General features: G+C 34.5%; 19 protein-coding genes and 1 pseudogene. 9 read left to right on the top strand and 11 right to left on the bottom strand.

Annotated elements, in window-relative coordinates; translation table 11 throughout:
• Nucleotides 1-64: 64 nt before the first annotated feature.
• Nucleotides 65-331: a hypothetical protein gene (locus QE177_RS07000; RefSeq protein WP_280552149.1), complete on the bottom strand. Its 267-nt coding sequence runs from the start codon at nucleotides 329-331 to the stop codon at nucleotides 65-67.
• 978 nt (nucleotides 332-1,309) lie between these two features.
• Here QE177_RS07000 and QE177_RS07005 point away from each other — a divergent pair.
• Both QE177_RS07005 and QE177_RS07010 read left to right on the top strand, forming a co-directional pair.
• Nucleotides 1,310-1,987, top strand: coding sequence for an ankyrin repeat domain-containing protein (locus tag QE177_RS07005; protein ID WP_280552150.1), 678 nt, complete (start codon nucleotides 1,310-1,312; stop codon nucleotides 1,985-1,987).
• Nucleotides 1,984-2,451, top strand: coding sequence for a nucleoside deaminase (locus QE177_RS07010; RefSeq protein ID WP_280552151.1), 468 nt, complete (start codon nucleotides 1,984-1,986; stop codon nucleotides 2,449-2,451). The genes QE177_RS07005 and QE177_RS07010 overlap by 4 nt, the downstream gene beginning before the upstream one ends.
• 71 nt (nucleotides 2,452-2,522) lie before the next feature.
• On the opposite strand, the gene QE177_RS07015 is transcribed toward QE177_RS07010, so the two are convergent.
• Both QE177_RS07015 and QE177_RS07020 read right to left on the bottom strand, forming a co-directional pair.
• Nucleotides 2,523-3,839, bottom strand: coding sequence for a type II toxin-antitoxin system HipA family toxin (locus QE177_RS07015; protein ID WP_280552152.1), 1,317 nt, complete (start codon nucleotides 3,837-3,839; stop codon nucleotides 2,523-2,525).
• Nucleotides 3,833-4,162: a helix-turn-helix transcriptional regulator gene (locus QE177_RS07020; protein ID WP_280552153.1), complete on the bottom strand. Its 330-nt coding sequence runs from the start codon at nucleotides 4,160-4,162 to the stop codon at nucleotides 3,833-3,835. Before QE177_RS07020 ends, QE177_RS07015 begins: the two co-directional genes overlap by 7 nt.
• Before the next feature lie 286 nt (nucleotides 4,163-4,448).
• Here QE177_RS07020 and dkgB point away from each other — a divergent pair, with 286 nt between their 5' ends.
• The gene (dkgB, locus tag QE177_RS07025) at nucleotides 4,449-5,255 is read left to right on the top strand and encodes a 2,5-didehydrogluconate reductase DkgB (RefSeq protein ID WP_280552154.1); all 807 of its coding nucleotides are present in this window, start codon (nucleotides 4,449-4,451) and stop codon (nucleotides 5,253-5,255) included.
• A 12-nt stretch (nucleotides 5,256-5,267) separates the two neighbouring features.
• On the opposite strand, the gene yafC is transcribed toward dkgB, so the two are convergent.
• Nucleotides 5,268-6,179 (bottom strand): DNA-binding transcriptional regulator YafC, encoded by a 912-nt coding sequence (gene yafC / locus QE177_RS07030; RefSeq protein ID WP_280552155.1) that lies wholly within the window; start codon nucleotides 6,177-6,179, stop codon nucleotides 5,268-5,270.
• Nucleotides 6,180-6,408: 229 nt separating this feature from the next.
• On the opposite strand from yafC, the gene QE177_RS07035 reads away from it, so the two are divergent.
• Nucleotides 6,409-6,999: an NAD(P)H-dependent oxidoreductase gene (locus tag QE177_RS07035; protein WP_280552156.1), complete on the top strand. Its 591-nt coding sequence runs from the start codon at nucleotides 6,409-6,411 to the stop codon at nucleotides 6,997-6,999.
• Nucleotides 7,000-7,198: 199 nt separating this feature from the next.
• Here QE177_RS07035 and QE177_RS07040 read toward each other — a convergent pair whose 3' ends face one another.
• Entirely contained in the window at nucleotides 7,199-9,256 is a 2,058-nt protein-coding gene (locus QE177_RS07040) for a hypothetical protein (RefSeq protein WP_280552157.1), read from the bottom strand.
• Between the two features lie 130 nt (nucleotides 9,257-9,386).
• Between QE177_RS07040 and QE177_RS07045 the strand changes: the two are divergent.
• A pseudogene (locus QE177_RS07045) lies at nucleotides 9,387-9,534 on the top strand (IS1 family transposase); the annotation flags it as partial.
• 438 nt (nucleotides 9,535-9,972) lie between these two features.
• Entirely contained in the window at nucleotides 9,973-11,289 is a 1,317-nt protein-coding gene (locus QE177_RS07050; RefSeq protein ID WP_280552158.1) for an aryl-sulfate sulfotransferase, read from the top strand.
• 636 nt (nucleotides 11,290-11,925) lie between these two features.
• Here QE177_RS07050 and QE177_RS07055 read toward each other — a convergent pair.
• The 3 genes from QE177_RS07055 to QE177_RS07065 all read right to left on the bottom strand — a co-directional run bounded on the left by QE177_RS07055 (nucleotide 11,926) and on the right by QE177_RS07065 (nucleotide 14,258).
• A complete protein-coding gene (locus tag QE177_RS07055) occupies nucleotides 11,926-12,102 on the bottom strand; it encodes a hypothetical protein (RefSeq protein ID WP_280552159.1) in 177 nt (58 codons plus the stop codon).
• A gap of 130 nt (nucleotides 12,103-12,232) precedes the next feature.
• The gene (locus QE177_RS07060) at nucleotides 12,233-12,733 is read right to left on the bottom strand and encodes a polymer-forming cytoskeletal protein (protein WP_280552160.1); all 501 of its coding nucleotides are present in this window, start codon (nucleotides 12,731-12,733) and stop codon (nucleotides 12,233-12,235) included.
• A gap of 766 nt (nucleotides 12,734-13,499) precedes the next feature.
• Entirely contained in the window at nucleotides 13,500-14,258 is a 759-nt protein-coding gene (locus QE177_RS07065) for a CDP-diacylglycerol diphosphatase (protein ID WP_280552161.1), read from the bottom strand.
• Nucleotides 14,259-14,524: 266 nt separating this feature from the next.
• Between QE177_RS07065 and ydfG the strand changes: the two genes are divergently transcribed.
• The 3 genes from ydfG (at nucleotide 14,525) to QE177_RS07080 (ending at nucleotide 15,957) form a co-directional block, all read left to right on the top strand.
• The gene (gene ydfG / locus QE177_RS07070) at nucleotides 14,525-15,280 is read left to right on the top strand and encodes a bifunctional NADP-dependent 3-hydroxy acid dehydrogenase/3-hydroxypropionate dehydrogenase YdfG (RefSeq protein ID WP_280552162.1); all 756 of its coding nucleotides are present in this window, start codon (nucleotides 14,525-14,527) and stop codon (nucleotides 15,278-15,280) included.
• An 82-nt stretch (nucleotides 15,281-15,362) separates the two neighbouring features.
• On the top strand, nucleotides 15,363-15,680 hold the full coding sequence (locus QE177_RS07075; RefSeq protein WP_348519921.1) for a DUF1283 family protein: 318 nt from the start codon (nucleotides 15,363-15,365) through the stop codon (nucleotides 15,678-15,680).
• Between the two features lie 28 nt (nucleotides 15,681-15,708).
• Nucleotides 15,709-15,957, top strand: coding sequence for a DUF1161 domain-containing protein (locus QE177_RS07080; protein WP_280552163.1), 249 nt, complete (start codon nucleotides 15,709-15,711; stop codon nucleotides 15,955-15,957).
• Between the two features lie 44 nt (nucleotides 15,958-16,001).
• On the opposite strand, the gene bioD is transcribed toward QE177_RS07080, so the two are convergent.
• The 3 genes from bioD to QE177_RS07095 form a co-directional block, all read right to left on the bottom strand.
• Complete coding sequence (gene bioD, locus QE177_RS07085; RefSeq protein WP_280552164.1) at nucleotides 16,002-16,682, bottom strand: dethiobiotin synthase; 681 nt, start codon at nucleotides 16,680-16,682, stop codon at nucleotides 16,002-16,004.
• 113 nt (nucleotides 16,683-16,795) lie between these two features.
• Nucleotides 16,796-18,007, bottom strand: coding sequence for an ROK family protein (locus QE177_RS07090; protein WP_280552165.1), 1,212 nt, complete (start codon nucleotides 18,005-18,007; stop codon nucleotides 16,796-16,798).
• A 212-nt stretch (nucleotides 18,008-18,219) separates the two neighbouring features.
• On the bottom strand, nucleotides 18,220-19,674 hold the full coding sequence (locus tag QE177_RS07095) for a DASS family sodium-coupled anion symporter (RefSeq protein WP_280552166.1): 1,455 nt from the start codon (nucleotides 19,672-19,674) through the stop codon (nucleotides 18,220-18,222).
• Nucleotides 19,675-19,848 lie beyond the last annotated feature (174 nt).

Raw genomic sequence — 19,848 nt, forward strand, 5'->3', positions numbered from 1 at the left:
CCAGCTCTTCAATAAATTTCCCTACTTTTTGGCCATTGGGTTCTTGCGAAAGCGAGAATGCTGATTAGATGGTTTTTGCAATTGCACTACCAACCGCATCCTTACTATCTGTTTTGGTCATGACATGCATACGTTCGGTTTGAAAATCTTTGGTGACTCCTGGTGCTAAGCTGTCTTCATCACTTTGATGCCAGGAATTATTCATTTCATGTTTGAAATTCTCTAATTTGGCTTCTCCCAATTTGACTAGAATATTGAGCGTCTCTTTCAACTGCTCTTCCATATCTTTTCTTGGATCAAGATCACGAATAAATTTACTAACAACCGCCATAGTTAATCTCCTTATTAAATCATAATCATTAATAAATAGTGTTTAATTGTTAAATAATTGTTAACTATTTGATAGGTGCATGGCGATTATTATTTTTTGGTCTTATTATGTATAGTGATTATTTGTTGTTTTAAATTTAATAAACAAATAATAAGCAGTTACGTGAATTGGTTAGATTTTGTTTTTGACGGTGTTATCTGAATAAATTGATAAATAATAATTTCAAATTAGGTGTATTATTAAACATAATTTATTTTAATTGATGAAAATTACCGGTCATTAATCTTATTATTTAATTTACTACTATTATTAAATTTTATTTTTAGCATTTTTTAATAATTGATCTGTTTCTATATTGGCTAAGGCACGACATTGTAGCTCAACAGATCACTTACATCGGCATATTTCACAGCGTTTTTATATATTGCATTGTTAGACATAACAACCTTATGACCAGCATAGTCAAATTGAAAACCAAATGCAGGATTGCCATCGCTATACTTTACAAAAAATCCGGTGATGATGATAAAAAATAACCAACTTAGGCAAATAATAAAATGTTTTAACTATTTCATATTTCATTTTATAACTAATATTATTATTACTTTTCTAAAGGAAAATTATTTTTATTGAATTAAATAACATTAATTTTTTTATAAATAGATATTGATTTATATCAAGATAAAATCAACATATCCCATAAAAATAACTTATTGAAAATAAAAAACTTTCGTGCTTTTTATTACTAAATGAAAATTAAATTCAATTTTATTTATTAATGTAAATTTAATAGCAATAAATAAATTTTTTTGCAATCAATTGTATTATAAATTTAGGCTTATTTTTTATACTCATTGTACAAATATTTTCTTGAATTTTTTAATTAAATAGCCATTTGAATTTACCTATTTAATTAAAAATTAGTGTTATCCATTAATAATGATTTTAACAAATTAGTAAGGTTTGTCGGAGGAGTATATGAAAAAATACCTTGTTCCAATATGGATCACAGGAGGAATAATATTGTCACTATTATTGATAGGCTGCGCGATGGCGCAATCAGCAAAAATAAACCTAATTAAGCTTGCGGAAACTGGCGATTTAATGGCAATTGAACAGGCATTTAAAAATGGCGCTAATCTAGAACAACGTGATTGGCGTTTACGGACACCATTAATGGCGGCTACTCATACTAATCAAATTCAAGTTGCGCGATTTTTGATTGAACACGGGGCAGATGTTAATGCGAAAGATGCTAGTTTGGATTCACCTTATCTCTATGCAGGTGCTAAAGGATTAAAGGAAATTTTAACCATGACGTTGACTCACGGTGCTGATTTAAAAAGTACTAATCGTTATGGTGGAACAGCTTTGATACCGGCGGCAGAACGAGGCCATGTGCAAGTGGTACAAATGTTAATTGCCGCTGGTGTAGATGTTAACCATGTCAATCGTCTGGGTTGGACGGCATTAATTGAAGCTATTATTCTTGGTGATGGCAGTAATAAGTATGCTCAGATCGTGCAACAATTAATTAATGGCGGCGCTGATGTTAACTTAACTGATAATTTAGGTAATACACCATTGAAGTTAGCTAAACAAAAAGGTTATCAACAACTTGTGCAGATCTTACAAAATGCAGGAGCCAAAGAATGAGTGACCAACAGTTTTTGGAAAAAGCAATTAATTTAGCAAAAGAAAATGTTAAAGTAGGCGGTAGACCATTTGGTGCAGTGATTGTCACCAATAATACCATTATTGCTTCTGGTGTTAATCAAATAGCACAACAGGGTGATCCAACCGCTCATGCTGAATTACAGGCATTAAGAGCAGCGAGTAAAGCATTAGGTAAAGTTGATTTAGCAGATTGCACAATTTATGCTAGTGGACAACCTTGTCCAATGTGTCTAGCGGCGATAAGAATGGTAGGGATTAGCCGTGTTTTTTATGCTTATTCCAATCAAGATGCCGCACCTTTTGGCCTCTCTACTGAGAAATTAGCTCAACAATTAAGATTACTACCGCAGCAACAGCAAGATTTTGTGTTTGTTCAGTTAAAAATAACGTCACAAGTTGAACTATATCAGTTATGGCAACAGCAGCAGGCAATTAAGCATTAAAATGTTAGCTAAAACTGTCCGGATAATTGCCGGACAGCTAAGTTACTGTTGATTAGCAAATAGACACTATACTAGATATTTAAACATAAATTTGCGTTAATTTCCTGCGCTAACAAATTAGGCACTTCAAATTCAACAGCTAGTTTTTGCCACTGTGAAACTTTCTCTATCGTTTCATCAATAATTCCGTTGATCATTTCTCGGGTAAATAGGGGACTTAGTTTTTCTAATGAGTAAAAATCTTGGCGAGAAAAGTTGTCACGTTTCCCATTTAAGCTCATCCAATGACTGTTTACCCATTTACTACCGGGCTTGTAGCTATAAGCTAAATCGTAGGCAGGGGCTAGCATCCACTTATCGCCTTTTAACATAAAAGAAAAATTTTTAGCGTGATCATCATGGTTACGAGCTACAATATTAAAGGTCATTCTTTTTAGTAGTTGTTCTGCCTCTTTTGCTGAAAGTTTTAATTGTCTAGCAACAGCGAATAATTCGGCGTAGGAGAAAGAGCCGGGTTTTTTGTAATCAACGTGAGCAAGGCCATTTAAGGTTTGTACATGGCGTTTTTTATTACCAAAACGATCAAAGCGCTGAGTAATAAAATGGCGTCTATTACCTTCAGCGAGCAGCCGGCAAGGCATCATTTCTATGCCACAGCGGGTTGCCAATAAATAATAAACATATTCCATTGCACCAAAACCGACTGGATCACCAAAGGTTTGTTGATTTTTATTATGTTCACTAACACCATCGAACTTTATTAAATAATGGGTAAAACCGTCCGGAACATTAGTTTGTCCCGAACGAACCTGGGTGAAATCGTGATTAAAAGCAAGAACGGCTTTTGGTCTCGCGCCACCAGCACTCATGCCAACTGAAAGCAGTGCCATCATTGCTTCGCGATCTTCCTGACCATTTTTATGCAGCTCAACGGTAAATTTTTGCCTTGAATCAAGAATTTCTTGAGTGATAGCAACCAGAGAACTGATCTCAACGTGTTGTGAGGCATTGAGACTTTTGATCCTAGTTGCTGGCACGTATTCTAACGCGCCCATCCCTCTTTTACCGGTATATTGTAGTCGCTGTAATGGCGTAATGGTGTCAGGCGATTTACCCATCGTCGCAACCCAAGCATTAAGTACCGCATTACCAAAGTCATCGGGTAACGAGTCAGCAATTAAACCAGGTAATCCTTTAAAGGTATTAAAATCCAATTCGGGAAAACTATAAATTCGCGTTGCTAATGGCATTTTCAGTGGCGATAACTCGATTCCCTGTTTGATAAAGCTGGCATTGTATTCAAAAAAACCTAAACCTTTGCTAGTATCAAAACTTACTGCACCCACTTCATGTTGCTTATAGGTGACATTGATAACTTCCATTACCATTCTGCTAAATCCTCTGTATTATTTTTTCTCTGCCCAGATGCGCGTTGTCTTTTTTTACCCTGTAACTTAGCAAGTTGAATAGGTGAGATATCCTGTTTAGGCAACAATAGATCTAATTGTTCAAGCAAATTCAATGCTGCCATAATAGCGATTAAGTTCTCTAATTGGACGTTACCTTTTTCTGCATTTAGGACCGTTTTTCGACTGATACCGGACATTTCAGCTACTTCAGCTTGAGTTAAATCATGATTTAATCGAGCTTGTTTCAAACGTTCGCCTAATTCCGCTGCGATCGCTGAAGCTGATTTTTCAAATATGCTCATAGTATCCTCATTTAAGTACATTAAAGCAAAAAAGTGGTGTTTATGGGTATATTTTAGCACATTATAATGCTTGATTCATATTATTGGTTAGTGTCCCAAAATAGGGTCTTTATTGACTATAATAGGATTTAATGTATCTAAATACGGACATTGTGGGAATGGTAAAATGGCAGTTAAAAGACAATTATTGCTTAATCAGCAAAAAATTTGTGTCAATTTGATACTTTATTATTAAGCTTAATTTTCTAACAATAATCATTCATACATTTAATGTTAAGAGGTTTTTATGTCAGTTCCTGCATTTGGATTAGGCACTTTTCGTCTTAAAAGTGATATTGTGATTTCATCGATAAAAAATGCACTTGAATTGGGTTATCGTGCTATTGATACGGCGCAAATTTATGATAATGAAGCTGATGTTGGGCAAGCAATAAAAGAGAGCACTGTACCACGTGAAGATATCTATATTACGACAAAAATATGGACAGAAAATCTGAGTAAAGAAAAGTTAATCGCTAGCCTTAAACAAAGTTTAAGCAAACTAGGCACAGATTATGTTGACTTAACCTTAATTCATTGGCCGTCACCCAATAACGCGGTTAGTGTTAAGGAAAGTATGGAGGCTTTATTAACAGCCAAAGAAATGGGACTAACACGTGAGATTGGTGTGTCGAACTTTACTATTGATTTGATGCAACAAGCGGTAGCTGCCGTTGGCATAGAACATATTGCGACCAATCAGATTGAACTGTCGCCATATTTGCAAAATCGCCGTGTTACCGCCTGGGCAAAAGAGCAGGGAATACATATTACTTCTTATATGACATTGGCTTATGGTAAAGCACTGCAAGATGAAGTTATCAAGCAGATAGCTAAAAAACATCAGGCTACGCCGGCACAGGTAATATTGTCCTGGGCGATGGCGCTAGGTTATAGTGTGATCCCCTCTTCAACGAAGCGGGAAAATTTAGCCAGTAATTTAAAAGCCGTTGAATTGAAACTGGATAGCGAAGATATGGCCGCAATAGCAACGCTTGATCGTAATGAACGTTTGGTTAGCCCTGAAGGATTGGCTCCTCAATGGGATAATTAAATTTTGTCGTTTTTAATTACGAGTTGGGCTCCTACGGGAGCTATTTAAAAATTCAATTAAATAATCAATAAAGATCCGTATTCTTACACTGACTGGTTGATCACTGTAATATACTGCATGAAAGGGCATTGTAAGCGGTAAACGTTGCTCAATAAACAACTCAACAAGTTGACCGCAGGCTATCTCTTTATCGATCATAAAATCGGACAGGCAAGCAATACCATTACCCGTTAAACAGAGTTGCTTAAGGGTTTCGCCACTATTGGAAGAAAGGCCAACAGCGATTACATGTTGTTGGCCGGAGTGCTCGGATATTGGCCAACTATTAAGGGAACTAGGTTCAGTAAAACCTAAACAAAGGTGATTTTGTAACTCATTAATTGTCTGGGGGACACCAAATTGTTGTAGATATTCTGGTGAGGCAACTATTTTTCGTCTGCTGGAAAAAAGTAATCTAGCTCGTAAACTAGAGTCAGCTAGCTTACCTGCACGAATAGCAATATCGACTTTGCGTTCTATAAGGTTGATATAACTTTCGGAAGAGATCAGCGATATTGTTATTTCAGGATAACGCATACGGAACGTTTTGATCATTGGCATCAGTAAGTGCAATACCACTGGTGTTGCTGCATCGATACGTAATAAACCACTTGGCCTATCTTTAGATTCCATCAACTCATTTTCAGCCGCCGTCATTTCTTGCAATGCATGTTGAATACGGTTGAAATAGTGTTTACCTTCATCAGTTAAACTGAGTTGCCGAGTAGTACGATTAAGTAAACTGACACCAAGTTTTTTTTCCAGTTTTTTTACTGCTCGACTAACAGAAGAATTGGCTAATTGCAGTTGTTCCGCTGCTTGGCTAAAGCTGCCATTTTCTACTACTGATACAAAAATCATCAACTCTTCAGAATTTGCTTTCATTAATATTATTCCTACAGCCAGTTACTAATGGTTAGGCAAGCTAAACAAAATAGATAACTTTAAAATTAATTTTTTGACCACCAATAAAAATAATACCATTTGTTTAGTAGTGATTTTAGTCATTGATCAGATTATTGTTATATAAGCAAATAATTTTATACATTCTCGTCATTTAAGCGTGGTTTTTTACCGCCTATTATAATTATAACGAAGTTAATTAGAGGTTATGATGAGTAGTATCTTAATTATTAATGGCGGCAAAAAATTTGGCCATTCTGGGGGGCAATTAAATGATACGCTAACTAGAGTAGCAGAAAATTATTTAGCTGAAATCGGTCATGCTGTTGAAGTAGTACACGCTGACAGCCAATATGATATTAATGCGGAAGTACAAAAAATCTTACAGGCTGATGTGATTATTTGGCAGATGCCGGGATGGTGGATGGGAGCGCCATGGACGGTAAAAAAATATATAGATGAAGTTTTTACCCAAGGGCACGGCTTATTGTATGCCAGTGATGGACGTACCCGCTCAGATGCGAGTAAGAAATATGGCTCAGGTGGGTTAATTCAGGGCAAGAAATATATGTTGTCATTAACCTGGAATGCACCTTTAGAAGCTTTTAATGATGAAACGCAATTTTTTAATGCAGCCGGTGTAGATGGGGTTTATTTACCTTTTCATAAGGCTAATCAATTTCTGGGTATGGAACCTTTATCAACATTTATTGTTAACGATGTGATTAAATCACCCGATGTTCCAGGTTATATCGAAGAGTATCGTTTACATTTAAGCAATGTGTTTGGTTCCCAGGAATAATTAAGCGTATTCCCTAATACAGTCGCTGAATTTTTTGAGAATCTTATTCCAAGCATCATTGAGGGTGAAGAACCGTTTTGTGGGCGAGGGCGGTACATAGAAGCTAAGTGGGGCTGGTTTAACAGCCCCCAACTCACACCACAAAGCGTTTTCTGTGAAGTTATTTTGACCTGAACGTTTAGCAATGCAATAAGCAGCATTATTGTTTGCCTAACCTTTCACAATGCAATATCGTCTTTTCAAAAGCGAGCGCAATTGCATCCTTCATGGCCTTTTCACAACCGGTTTCGTTATACATATTGGCGAACAACTGATAATCAGAAACAAAATCTAATGGGGCAAGTTTTGTCGCCTTCCTATTTAGTTGTGCGCTGAAGTCAAATCCTGCTTTTGGTCCATATTGGTTTGCCGTCCATAAAACCTCGTGCGGTGAGTGTCCGCCATCGTAAGTCATAAACATCATGATGCCAAGCAGAGCAAAATTAGGGTTGATGTTCAGGCCTTGCTCACGTAGGTGAGACACAATACCAAGCATGATGTTCGTTGAGCCAGATATCCCCGCACTATAAGGGATCCCATTTTGCAGTGCGGTATGCATTGGAGTTATTTTCTTATTTAGTCGAGGTTTGTAATGCAATGCAGGTCTGTCGGTTATTGTCATCCAACTTTCTGACACTGCTGCTAATTGATGCCCCAGCGTTATACCTGCAGCAGGGGAAACAGGATTGTTTGGCGTTGCGCCAGTGCGACCCCGGTGTGGAGTAAGCATAGATTTGTAATTTGAGTTGATCTTTTGGTACCAAACGGCATTTCTCAAGTTGTCAATTTGAGAAAAGCCATTAAATAACTTCACGGCTAAATAGGGTATGGCAATACTTTCAAATCCATTGGTTATTTCATTACGTAATAATTTTAGCAGTAAATTTTTTGATTCTGGCCACGCAGATTCAGAAAATTGGCTAACACCGTCCACTTGATTAAACCAAAATCGTATATCACCCTCAATACGTTTTTGCAAATACTCGACCAACGTTCTTTGTGTTGAGTCGGTTTGGCTTTCTAGTAAATCAGCTATTCCATTTCCGATAGTATGCATCACGTTCAATACCTCTTTAGGAGGGTTGTTGACAAACTCAGCGATCCAGACTGATTCAAAATATCTGCCATAAATATTATCGTGTAGCTGTGTCAAATGAAGATCGCTTTCATTCCGAGGTAAAAGAGATACTAAATCTGTTGCAGTAGAATTTTCGCAATAGGCCAGATTTGCTAAATCGTTTAATCCATTGCTACGCAGAGCATTACTATCATCAGTGAGCGATTTTACAGTTTTTTCCAAGTTCATATCATGAGCCAACCAGCGATTTTTTTGTGCCTGTAACAAATCTGTTATCAGTTTTTTTTGCCGCTCAGTATTCTCGACTTTAGTTAAGGCTCGAGCTAATGTCGTTATCCAACGCATTGTAATCTCCGATGGTGTACTACATACCGGTTTATCAAAAGTGTGTGTCTGACTGACAGGGATGTGTGGTGATGTTATTATGGAAAAGTCAGCCATACTAAGATTTTTTTTAATCTCTTTTCCTAACATATTCCCAATGAATTCCGCCGCTTGATTTGCCCGAAATTGCAGTCCGCTAGACTTATTCACATCTTCCATTTTAGCTACGTAAAAATAGTTTCCATCTGGTGATTTTCTTAACAATAAACAATCATCAGCAGATATTTTGTTATTTAGTTCTACTAATTTTGATATAAATTTTACTAATTCGGATATAGTTAGTGGTTCTTTTGAATTTTTAATTTCCACTTCTTTAGGTAGTTCTATCCTATAAATTCCTGGATTGGACTCAATGTCATCAACTATTTTGTGATAAAGTTTTGCAAAATCCATTTCATTCAATATTTGCGTCTGTCCGTCCTGAGAGCGTAACAGGACATTGCATCCATCTTGTTGAATTGTTATTTCTTGTCCATTATCTAAAGTGACGGTTATATGGTCTTTAATATTCTCCATCGCTACTGATAATTCATCCGCGATAGCTTTGGCGTTATAGCAAAATTCATGAATTTTAGGATTTACATTTGCGTACCGTTCGACAAGATAGATAACCCCATATCCCAAACCTAGTGTGAGGATACCGACAGCACACTTGGCAAATTTTGACATCATGGAAGTATCATAGTTTCCAGCGGCATAAGCCAGGTTATCTGTTGCTTGAAAAGCTCTGGCGTAAGTATTAAGTGATGTAGTCATTTTTAGTAAAGTCTTTAAATTGATTGAATCAAATATATAATGCAACTTGTTGAGGTTTTCTCATGGTCAGCATTAACGTTCATTGTCCCCGGTCAATTTGCTCTGGTTTTATCGCCATAGTCAGCACACTAAAGGGCGGCAGCAACTTTGGTATGTTTATAACCCTAAAACAACCAGTATACTGATCTATACCTTCAGTTCTCGAATAGCTAAAACTTGCCGCGAGTTATTACAATTTAGGAATGACAACTAACGACGACTGGGGCTGTTATAGCAGGGGAGTGGTTATACTATGACAATAAGATGTCAGTCTGGGGTATCAGGTGATACCCCTAATCGAGCTTGTAAGCGCTTATGTCAAAAAGAGCTAACAAAGAGCTAACTAAAAAATTTAACGTCTAGGAATTCAAACTTTTTGCAACAACATGAAGAGGGGGATTATAGCCACTTAATCAATGGATTGTTTTGCGTTCAGGATATTAATGGAGCGGTTTTTTATTATTTTAATTGTTTTTTAGTGCCTATTTTTAATTAACTAATCAATTTTTATTGGGTATTAACATTCCCTCAAATCTTTTAACTCAGCATAATAGTCGTTAGTTTTACTGAAGAAATCCGGTTATGCTGTTAAAAAGTCGATCGGTTTTTATGGACGTAGCAAAGATGTCCTGCCCAAATAATCAAAGGAATGTTTTAATAAAAAACGGAGGTGATTGATGAAATATATCATTAAAATTATAACATTATTTTTAATATCAATATCTTTAACCGCTAATGCAATTCCAATGGCGATTAAACACGGCACAACACTTTATGATCCTGCAAAGGCATGGAGTAGTTATATACTTTTTGCCAGCCGGGACGCCAAAACTTATCTTATAGACATGATGGGAAATGAAATTAATCGTTGGCCCTATCATGCTTTTCCTGCATGGCCTATAGCAGGCGAAAATTCAGCTAAAATTTTAGTTGAACTCGCTACTATAGATAATTATGGTGTAGATTATCAACCGTTTACTGGAATGCGAAATGTCAGTATTGGCGAAGTCAACTGGCAAGGAAAAGTTGTTTGGCAATATGGTTCGAAAATTGATCCTGCTCATCAGCATCATGAAATTCAGCGTTTGTCTGATGGAAACATACTTATTTTACGAGCTAAGAAGAAAAGGATCGATGGATGGGATCACGATATAATCGATGATTATATAGATATAATATCCCCAGAGGGAAACAGCGTTTGGCATTGGTCGGTTGCTGATCACTTTGATAAGCTTGGCTTTGACTCACAACAACAAAAAATAATGAAGGGTGCCAGAATTGGCAATTTATTTCATATAAATACTGCTACACCATTAGGCAAAAATAAATGGTATGACAGCGGAGATAAACGCTTTGCTCCAGAGAATATACTTATCAACTCAAGAAATGGTAATTTAGCTGTTATTATTTGCCGTGAAACCGGTGAAATAGTGTGGAGGTTAGGACCTAATTTTCCATCAGTTAACTATCAAGGGGAAATACCCAGACCATTAGATCAAATAATAGGTGCGCATAATATTCATATGATTCCTTATGGATTACCCGGGGCAGGGAATCTATTAATATTCGACAACCAGGGCGCAGCAGGTTTTCCACCGGCAAAAAATAACATCCTCTCAGCGTCGAGAGTGATTGAAATTGACCCCCAATCAATGAAAATCGTCTGGGAGTATAATGCTGACAAATCTAAGCAACCTTTATATAATTTTTATAGCTCATTCATGAGTAATGCTCAACGTTTGCCAAATGGCAATACTTTGATTAATGAGGGGCAAAGTGGCCGGTTATTTCAGGTAACGCCTGAAGGAGAAATAGTATGGGAATATGTTAGTCCATATTATGGCAATGCTGTTAATCCTGCTGAACACAAGGCGAATAAAATTTATCGTGCTTATGCGGTTGATTACTCATGGGCGCCGAAGGGAACAAAATATAGTGAGCATTCTATCCAGGCAGATTGTGTAAATTATAAAAGTATGCCCGGGTGTAATTAAATAAATTTCAGAGGAAGGTGATTTTTAATAAGGATCACATTTCCTTTCTATAAGTTTTTTATAGATAAGGCGTAAGGAGGGCGAAATTTGAAAATCTCAATGGATTTATTAATGTTAATTTGTACGTTTTTAGCTAATGTTTGTCCTAATGGTTTTTATGATGACGAAAGCAGAAAATTATGTGTAAATAAAAATGATCTTACTGTGACAACAGAAAAACTATATGAGTGCGTAGAAGTAATAAAAGCGATACCTTGTATATCCAATAATTGATAGCTTGTGACAAAAATCTGATAATATTGTGACAACAGAAAAACTATATGAGTGCGTAGAAGTAATAAAAGCGATACCTTGTATATCCAATAATTGATAGCTTGTGACAAAAATCTGATAATATACATAGAGTTATTTCTTTATCATTTCATTATAATGGAGTTTATTTAACATAATATGTATTATGCGAATATTTATTATGAAATTGATTTGTAATATGAAATAAATAGCTACAACAAGTGTAAATGTTAATCAAGCTTTAGGTTTACTTAAGTATACAAGTATAAATGCGTATTTAAATTTTTTCTGGAATAATAGCCAATTGACAACAAGCCCATAAAATAAACAAGTTTGTCCATTCTTTTAAGCTGGGCTGTGAGTCATCAACGGGATATTTTGCGCGACTTCCACCTTGTTAGTAACACGATTAAATTTTCCTGCTACTCCAACAGGCCTTGCCTTTGAATCGTTATAAATACGGTCATCTTTTTTTACAGCTAAATGATTTAAATTTAGATAATTAGAGTTATTTATATTCATGGTATTAAAATTTTTATGCTAGCTAGCTAGCTAGCTAACTTACTGTTAACCTTTATTTTACCCTTTCCTATGCAAATATAACAACTGGAAACATTAAATATGTTTCCAGTGTTCCTAACCGATAAATAAATTAAGAAACTTTTTCTTTCTTTTCTTTTAAGGCAACCGTATTTGCAGCATCAATTTTTTGATGTTTTTTATGTTCTTGCACGTTATTTCGTTCAGGTATTTTTTTATTCAGATCTACTGTGATTTTTTTTGATATCCCAATAAAGAATCCACCATCCTCAATGGACAGATTTTCACTATAAATTTCACCTTCGATCATGCCATTTTTTTGAATTTCGATTAAATTAGATTCAACACGACCTTCAATTTTGCCATCGATAATTGATTTTTTGGCTAATATACTGCCTGTTACAATGCCAGTTTTTGTTACAATAACTGTGTTTTGTTTACATAAAATATTGCCAATATATTTACCATCAATAAGTATATCTGCATCTGAGACAATATCGCCTGTGAAACAAGTTTCAGCACATATAATGGTCTTTTTGTCACTTTTGTTTTCAAAATTATTTTCTGTGCTTTGTTTGTTTTCTGTACTTTCAATTTCCCGTTTCTTAAACAAAATCTTTCTCCTAAAATAATAGATAATTAGCAGGCTAGAGACTAATCCACTGCTAAAGCAAACCCAAAAAAATCCAGTAGAATACATGATGATAGAAAAGCACCATGCAACAATTGCTACATTGATTAATCGCACATAGTCCTCCACCGGATTTTAATTAACTAGCACAGCATTAAATGCAGAGTTTATGATGCGTAAAGTAAAAATTTTTTTGTCATCTCCAATAGTTTTATGTCATTAATCGTTTCACTTTAATTTAAAGTGGATATTTGTGTTAAAATATTTAGCTTCTTGTTAGTTAATGGTTGATCAATATGTCACTTAGATTGATTTTCAAATTAAATCATCTTTTTATGTTCACATAATGTAAAATACGGATTGTTATCGTATAGAGAAAATAAATAGCATTTTTTTGACTCTTAGAAAATAGTTAAATTGCAACAAAATTAATCATTATTCATTATATTAGTTAGCTTTAGTATATTGCAATGTATCTTCGGTTAGAAATGTTGACTTATGTTATAACTTTTATACTTTTATTCTGAAGTAAAAAAATTATAAATTATTATTCGAGTTAATTTTTTAATATTATAAACGTGATTAGTTACTATTTTGATAATAATATAAGCATTATATTGTTGTGGTTATATAATGAATTTGATAACTATTTTAGATGATAATTTATATTAAAAGCATAATTAAAAGCGACTAATTGTATATTAGGTTAGCCACTTTTTTGCTGCTGTTTAATTATTAAAAAATAGCGTTAATTATCATTTAATTTACACTGATAATCTTGAATTGCACCTGCTGAACCAAGATTGAAATCGAGCAATTTTAATCGGCTCGCCAACAAAATAAACTCATTTTTTTGTGTGGCTGGGGTCATCACTAAGCCATAATAGGCAATATTATCACCCTGCTCTGCGACATATTTTTCTAGATAATTAAAGGGTGATATTTTGTTTATGTCTGACGCGGGAACTTTAATGGCTATGTATTCATGACTATTAATTCTTTCCTTTAAGGGCTGCCAGTTCGTGGTTATGGTATGCTCATTTTCTTTTATGGTTTGATAGACTTCTGGTTTTAAACAGGCTAGATGAATGTGTAGTTGTTCTTGCGTGCGACCATATTTTGAGTTTATAGCGAGAGAAAGAAATTGCTCATTTATAGGTTTATTCGCTGATTTTATAAATAGATCCCGATTTTGCCATGCTAGCATGAAATAATTTTCTGTGTTTTTTTGTTGTAAAATAGGACTTTCAATGCCGGAGATTTTATCTAATGGTAATAATAAATCATGTAATGGCCCCTTTATATCCTTATAAATAACATATCGGTGTCGTTGGTCAACTTTGATACATGGCGATTGTAAGTTGCCATTTTTAAACTGAGGAATACATTGTTGATTAATCGTTTGCCATAATTTATCACTATTTATTTTTATATAGGCAAAATAAATTAATATTGATAAAAGTAAAGCAAGAAATATCTTGAGTACTAACTTGATAGTTTTTTTCATAAAAAATCCTATTATAAAAATTTTCCTTGAAAGCATTTTAGAATGGCTGATTTAGCGACTATCAGCGTTTTTTTGCTCATCTAGTATAAGATATGTGTAAGTTTATTCTATCTATTTGTTAATTTAATGTTCTAAGTATTTTTCTTATTTGACAGAATATAACTTTAATACGTAGCTAGCATGCGTTAAAGATATCACTTGACTCTTTTCATGTGAGGTTTTTTACTTACACCTAATTAGAAGCAAAAAATAAAAGAAGGTAAATAATGATAATTTTTGTCACTGGTGTTACCGCAGGGTTTGGTGAAGCAATAACTAAAAAATTTATTGCTAATGGCCACATTGTTATTGGCACAGGTCGACGAGAAACACGGTTAAAAAAACTGCATCAGCAGTTAGGAAAAAATTTTCACCCTATCCTGTTAGATGTAATGGATAAGCAAGCCATTAATGATGCAGTTAACAACTTAAATTTTAAAAAAATTGATGTACTGGTAAATAATGCTGGGCTGGCTTTAGGCTTAGATACTGCTGAAACGGCTAATACAGATGACTGGGATATTATGATTGATACCAATGTGAAAGGATTAGTTCATATGACCCGTGCAATATTACCAGGAATGGTAGCTGCTAATCATGGCCATATCATCAATATTGGTTCGATTGCAGCTAACTGGCCATATAAGGGAGGAAATGTTTATGGAGCCACTAAAGCATTTGTAAAACAATTTTCTTTAAATTTACGTGCTGATTTACAAGGTAAAAAAATAAGAGTAACGGATATTGAGCCAGGTTTGGTATCTGGAACGGAATTCTCTTATGTACGATTTAAAGGTGATGCAGAAAAAGTATCCGAGACTTATAAAGGTGCCAATGCTTTAACAGCAGAAGATATTGCTGAAGCTGTTTTATGGGTTTCAACATTACCTGGGCATGTCAATATTAATATTTTGGAAATGATGCCTGTTTGCCAATCTTTTGCTGGCCTAAGCATAAATAAAGAATTTTATAATGATAATTAATAATTTTTAAATATATTTTGTTATAATATAGCTCTAATTAACTAGGACAAATATTTTTGTACTAACAAGAAGGTGGTAAATTATGTTTAAGAGTATATCAATATTAGCCTTATTGGCTGGTTATTTGTCTATCGGAACTGTTTCTGCGGTAGAATTATTTGTTCATGATGGTAATAGTGATTTAACAAAAGAACAAGCGCGTGAACAGAAAGAGCAATGGAATGAAACGCAACTATTACGTAAAAAAGTCAATAAACGGACAGAAAAGGAGTTTGATAAATTAGATAAGGCAATCGACGAAAGCGAAGCTTGCTATAAAAGTAGTAAATTAAATGCTTATTGGGAATCTAAAACTAAACGTTGTTTGGACAGTAATACAGGACAACCTATACGTCCTTAAAAATGTTTTAAACATTAAGGAAATGGACATGAAAAAGATATTTTTATTAAGCTTACTGCTATGTTTTGTCGTACCAAGGATGGCACTAGCATCACCTTCTTGTGAAGATATTAAGCAGAATATTACAGACAAAATTGTTAAAAAAGGCGTTTCCTTGGATGCATTTAAACTAGAAATTTTACCAACTAAACAAGTAGATGCAACAAAAGTTAAGGTTGTTGGTCATTGTCACGATGATAAATTTAAAATTGTTTATAGCCGTTTACTGCATTATTAGTACTTAATGATTAAGGGTGACATTGGATGCACCCTTTTTTAGTATTAGCAATTTTTCATCATGTTTTTTAACAGTTTTTTATCTATATACTCAGATAAATTTCGTTCTTCCGGCCGTAGTAAATAAGGAATTTCCCCTAGTTTTGGCGCCGGTATGTGACGCTGTAACCTATCAATAATTTGCGCATAACAAGTTAATCCTGGATTAATACGATTTGCTATCCATCCAATTAAGCGAATACCGTCTTGAATAATAGCGTGTGCTGTTAATACAGCATGGTTAATACAGCCGGGCTGTATACCAACAACTAAAATAACGGGTATTTTTTGTTGGATTACCCAATCGGAATAAAACATTTGCTGATCAAGTAAGTGGCGCCAACCTCCACAACCTTCAATAATAATATAATTAGCTTTTTGTCTTAAAATAGTTATTTTTTTATTAATTTCATTAAAATCAATAACAGACTCTTTCTCTTGGCTATTTTGAATAATTACCGGCTTTATTTCATTAGCAGTTAGAGTAATCGGTGATGATTGTATAATAGTACTGGTAAATTTGTTTAGTTCATCTTGGACTGATGTCTTTTGAAATTTTGTCTTTATAATAGGTTTATAACCTATTGCACTACTTGTGTTATCGTTGAGCGTTTGCAATAAGGCACGGGTAGCAATTGTTTTACCTACATTGGTATTTGTTCCGGTTATAAATAAACTTGTCAACATATCTTAAACCTTATCTATAATAGATTAAGAAATTTTGATGAAGTTTAAGATATTGTATTTTTTAGAAAATTGCGTTAGCTCAATTTTTTACTTGATTAGTTTTTACCAAATTTTTATCCTTCTATTAATTTAGCCAGTAGAGAACCATTATATAATGCATCTTTGATAATAGCGGTAGCTAATAATGTTCCTTGATTACTAAATTTAGTAGCTACCAGGGACATTTTATTTTGGTAACAAGGTAAAGATTTTTGTAAAATATGTTTGGTAATGATAGGAAATAGCTGATTTTTTACTTCATTTAAAGGCGAGCCAATTAAAATTAATTGGGGATTGAAAATATTAACCATTACAGCAAGGGTGTTACCGATTTGCCGGCCTACTTTTTCCAGAATATCAACAGCAATTGGATCTTGTAGATTAATAGCCTGACAAAAATCATTGATAGAGATTTTGTCTTTATTAAGGATAGAATCGGGATATTGATGAGCGATTGATCGCGCTTTTTTTAATATTTGTGGGATCGCAATATCGGTTTCCAAACAACCTTGATTACCACAATAGCAATCTACACCGTCAAAATTGATATTTATATGCCCAATTTCAATCGCATGACTATTACCTAAAGGTAGGATACTTCCTTTAGTAACAATACAAGCGCTAACATGATCATCAACCACGATTTGAATTATATTTTTTTTATACTTAGATGTATCGGAAAAAAATTCACTCATGGTCCAGGCGGTAGTGCAGTTTTGCAAATAGATAGGTAGACCAATGCGTGCTTCTAATCGTTCTTTTAGTGGAAAATTTTTAATACTATAGTAAGGTGAGCTAATTATAATGCCATCGATTGAATTAATAATAGCATTAGTAATTACACTAATTGCTACCAATCGCTCTAAACAGTCTTGATAGCAATAAAAAAAATATTCGATTTTTGTTAATAGCTGCTCGTTAAATGAATGATTATCATTGGCAATAAGCTCAGTAATGTCTTCATGTAAAAGTTTATTATTTAGTTCATATAGCGATAGAATTAGTGAACCCTTATTAATTCTAATACATAAAAACTGCCAACCTTGGCTAACAATTTCTAAACCAGTTATTGGTCTCCCCCTAAAACCTAAATCAGGAAATTCGACCTCCTTTATTAAGTGAGCATTGATAAGCTCCCTGGTAATTTTGGTGATACTAGCTGGCGCTAGTTGGGTTTTTTTGGCCAAAGATATTCGAGAAATAGATCCAAATTGATCGATAAGTCGATAGACAAGCTTTAAGTTGATCTGTTTTATTTGATCAGTATGCCCTACTTGCTCATTCATATAAATTTTACTCAATTTATTAAAATCAATTGCAATTATGAAGAGCATTTTTTTTATATGTGAATTTTAGCTTTTATTTTGTGATCTGGAATGCAGTTATGAAAAAAACATCTTATAGAGACAAGTATTAATAACAATTATCTTAATCGATAGTATTACTTTTAACTACAATTTACGGCATAAATATACGCTTTTATGCCGTAAATATTGTTCTAATAAAAACCTACCGCTTTCCACCATAATAGGCCAATTGTAAGAAAAATAGCTTGATTGACTAAACTAATAATAAAACCAACTTTCCACCATACCCCTGTTGGAACATAGCCTGCGCCAAAAAGAATAGGTCCACGAGCATGGGAATATTGGGTTAAAGAGCAATAAAGGCTGCTAGAAAAAGCGAGCATTAATGCCGTTGGAACAGTGGGAATACCTAAATTGATACCAACTCCTAAGAAGACGGCATAAAGTGCAGCAATTTGAGCATTACCGCTGGCAAAGAAATAGTGAATATAAAAATAGGCGGCATTAAGCATTAAAAGAATAATAACCCAATTAGTATTTTGCATACTATGGCTGAGACTGTCACCAATAAGATTGCCAAACCAGGTAGTAAATCCTAGAATTTTCAACTCATTAGCCATCATTAATAAAGCGGCGAACCAGATAAGTGTATCCCAAGCATCTTTTTCTTTTTTTACATCTTCCCAAGTTAGTACACCGGCAAGTAGTAATACAGATAAACCAGCAAAAGAAGCAGTTGTAGGATCAATACCTAATACATCACCAAATATCCATAATATAAGCAGCAACAATACGCTAGCTAACATTAACCATTCATTACGTGTCATTGTCCCCATTTTTTTTAATTCATCATGTGCGATTTTTGGCGCATCTGGAGTATGACTAATAGTCGGCCGAACTAACCAATAGGCTAATAAAGGAATAACAATAAATGAGATCAGGCAAGGAATGATGGCTGCTAATAGCCAGCTACCCCAGGTTAAGGTAACACCTGCATTAGCGGCTAGTTTAACAGCGAGTAAGTTACCCGTATAGCCTGTCATAAACATTGCCGCAGTAATATCATTAATATTGCCAATACAAGTTATCAGAAAAGTTCCTATTTTACGCCGTGATTCATTTTCTGGGTGGGAATCAAAACTACGTGCTAATGAATCAGCAATCGGATAAATAACACCACCACAGCGTGCTGTGTTACTTGGCATTGCAGGAGATAAAATCAAATCAGCCACCGCGAGACCATAAGCTAATCCTAGAGTTCTTTTACCTAATAACCGGATCATTTGTAATGCAATTCGTCGTCCTAAGCCGGTTTTAATAAAACCTCTAGCAATCATAAAAGCAACTACAATAAGCCAAATTAAACTACTATTAAGCTCACTTAGTGCAGTTATAATGGCATCACTTGCACTTTCATCCCCGGCGGCGTGACTAAGGGCAAAGATGGTCATTCCGATTAGGCCGATGGCCCCGATGGGTAATACTTTAGCAACAATTGAAGCAATAGTTGCCACAAAAATAATAACGGTCTGCCAGGCAGCAAAACTTAATCCTGTTGGTGGGTTTTGATACCAAAAAAATGTTGCGATTATAGTGATAATTACTAATGGTAGCCACTTTACTTGACTCGTTATTTTATTCGCCATAATTGCTCTTTCCTTCTGCTCAGTTCTATTTTCATGAATTGTATAATAGCGCAGTAATAATTTTAGAGTGTTAAGATATTAATTCATATCTTTTAATATAAAAATAAAGGAGAAATTTATAGAGATAATGCTAATGAAAAGTAAAAATATATTGATATAGGAAATTTTACTTAA

The organism is Arsenophonus sp. aPb (assembly GCF_029873475.1).
GTDB lineage: Bacteria > Pseudomonadota > Gammaproteobacteria > Enterobacterales > Enterobacteriaceae > Arsenophonus.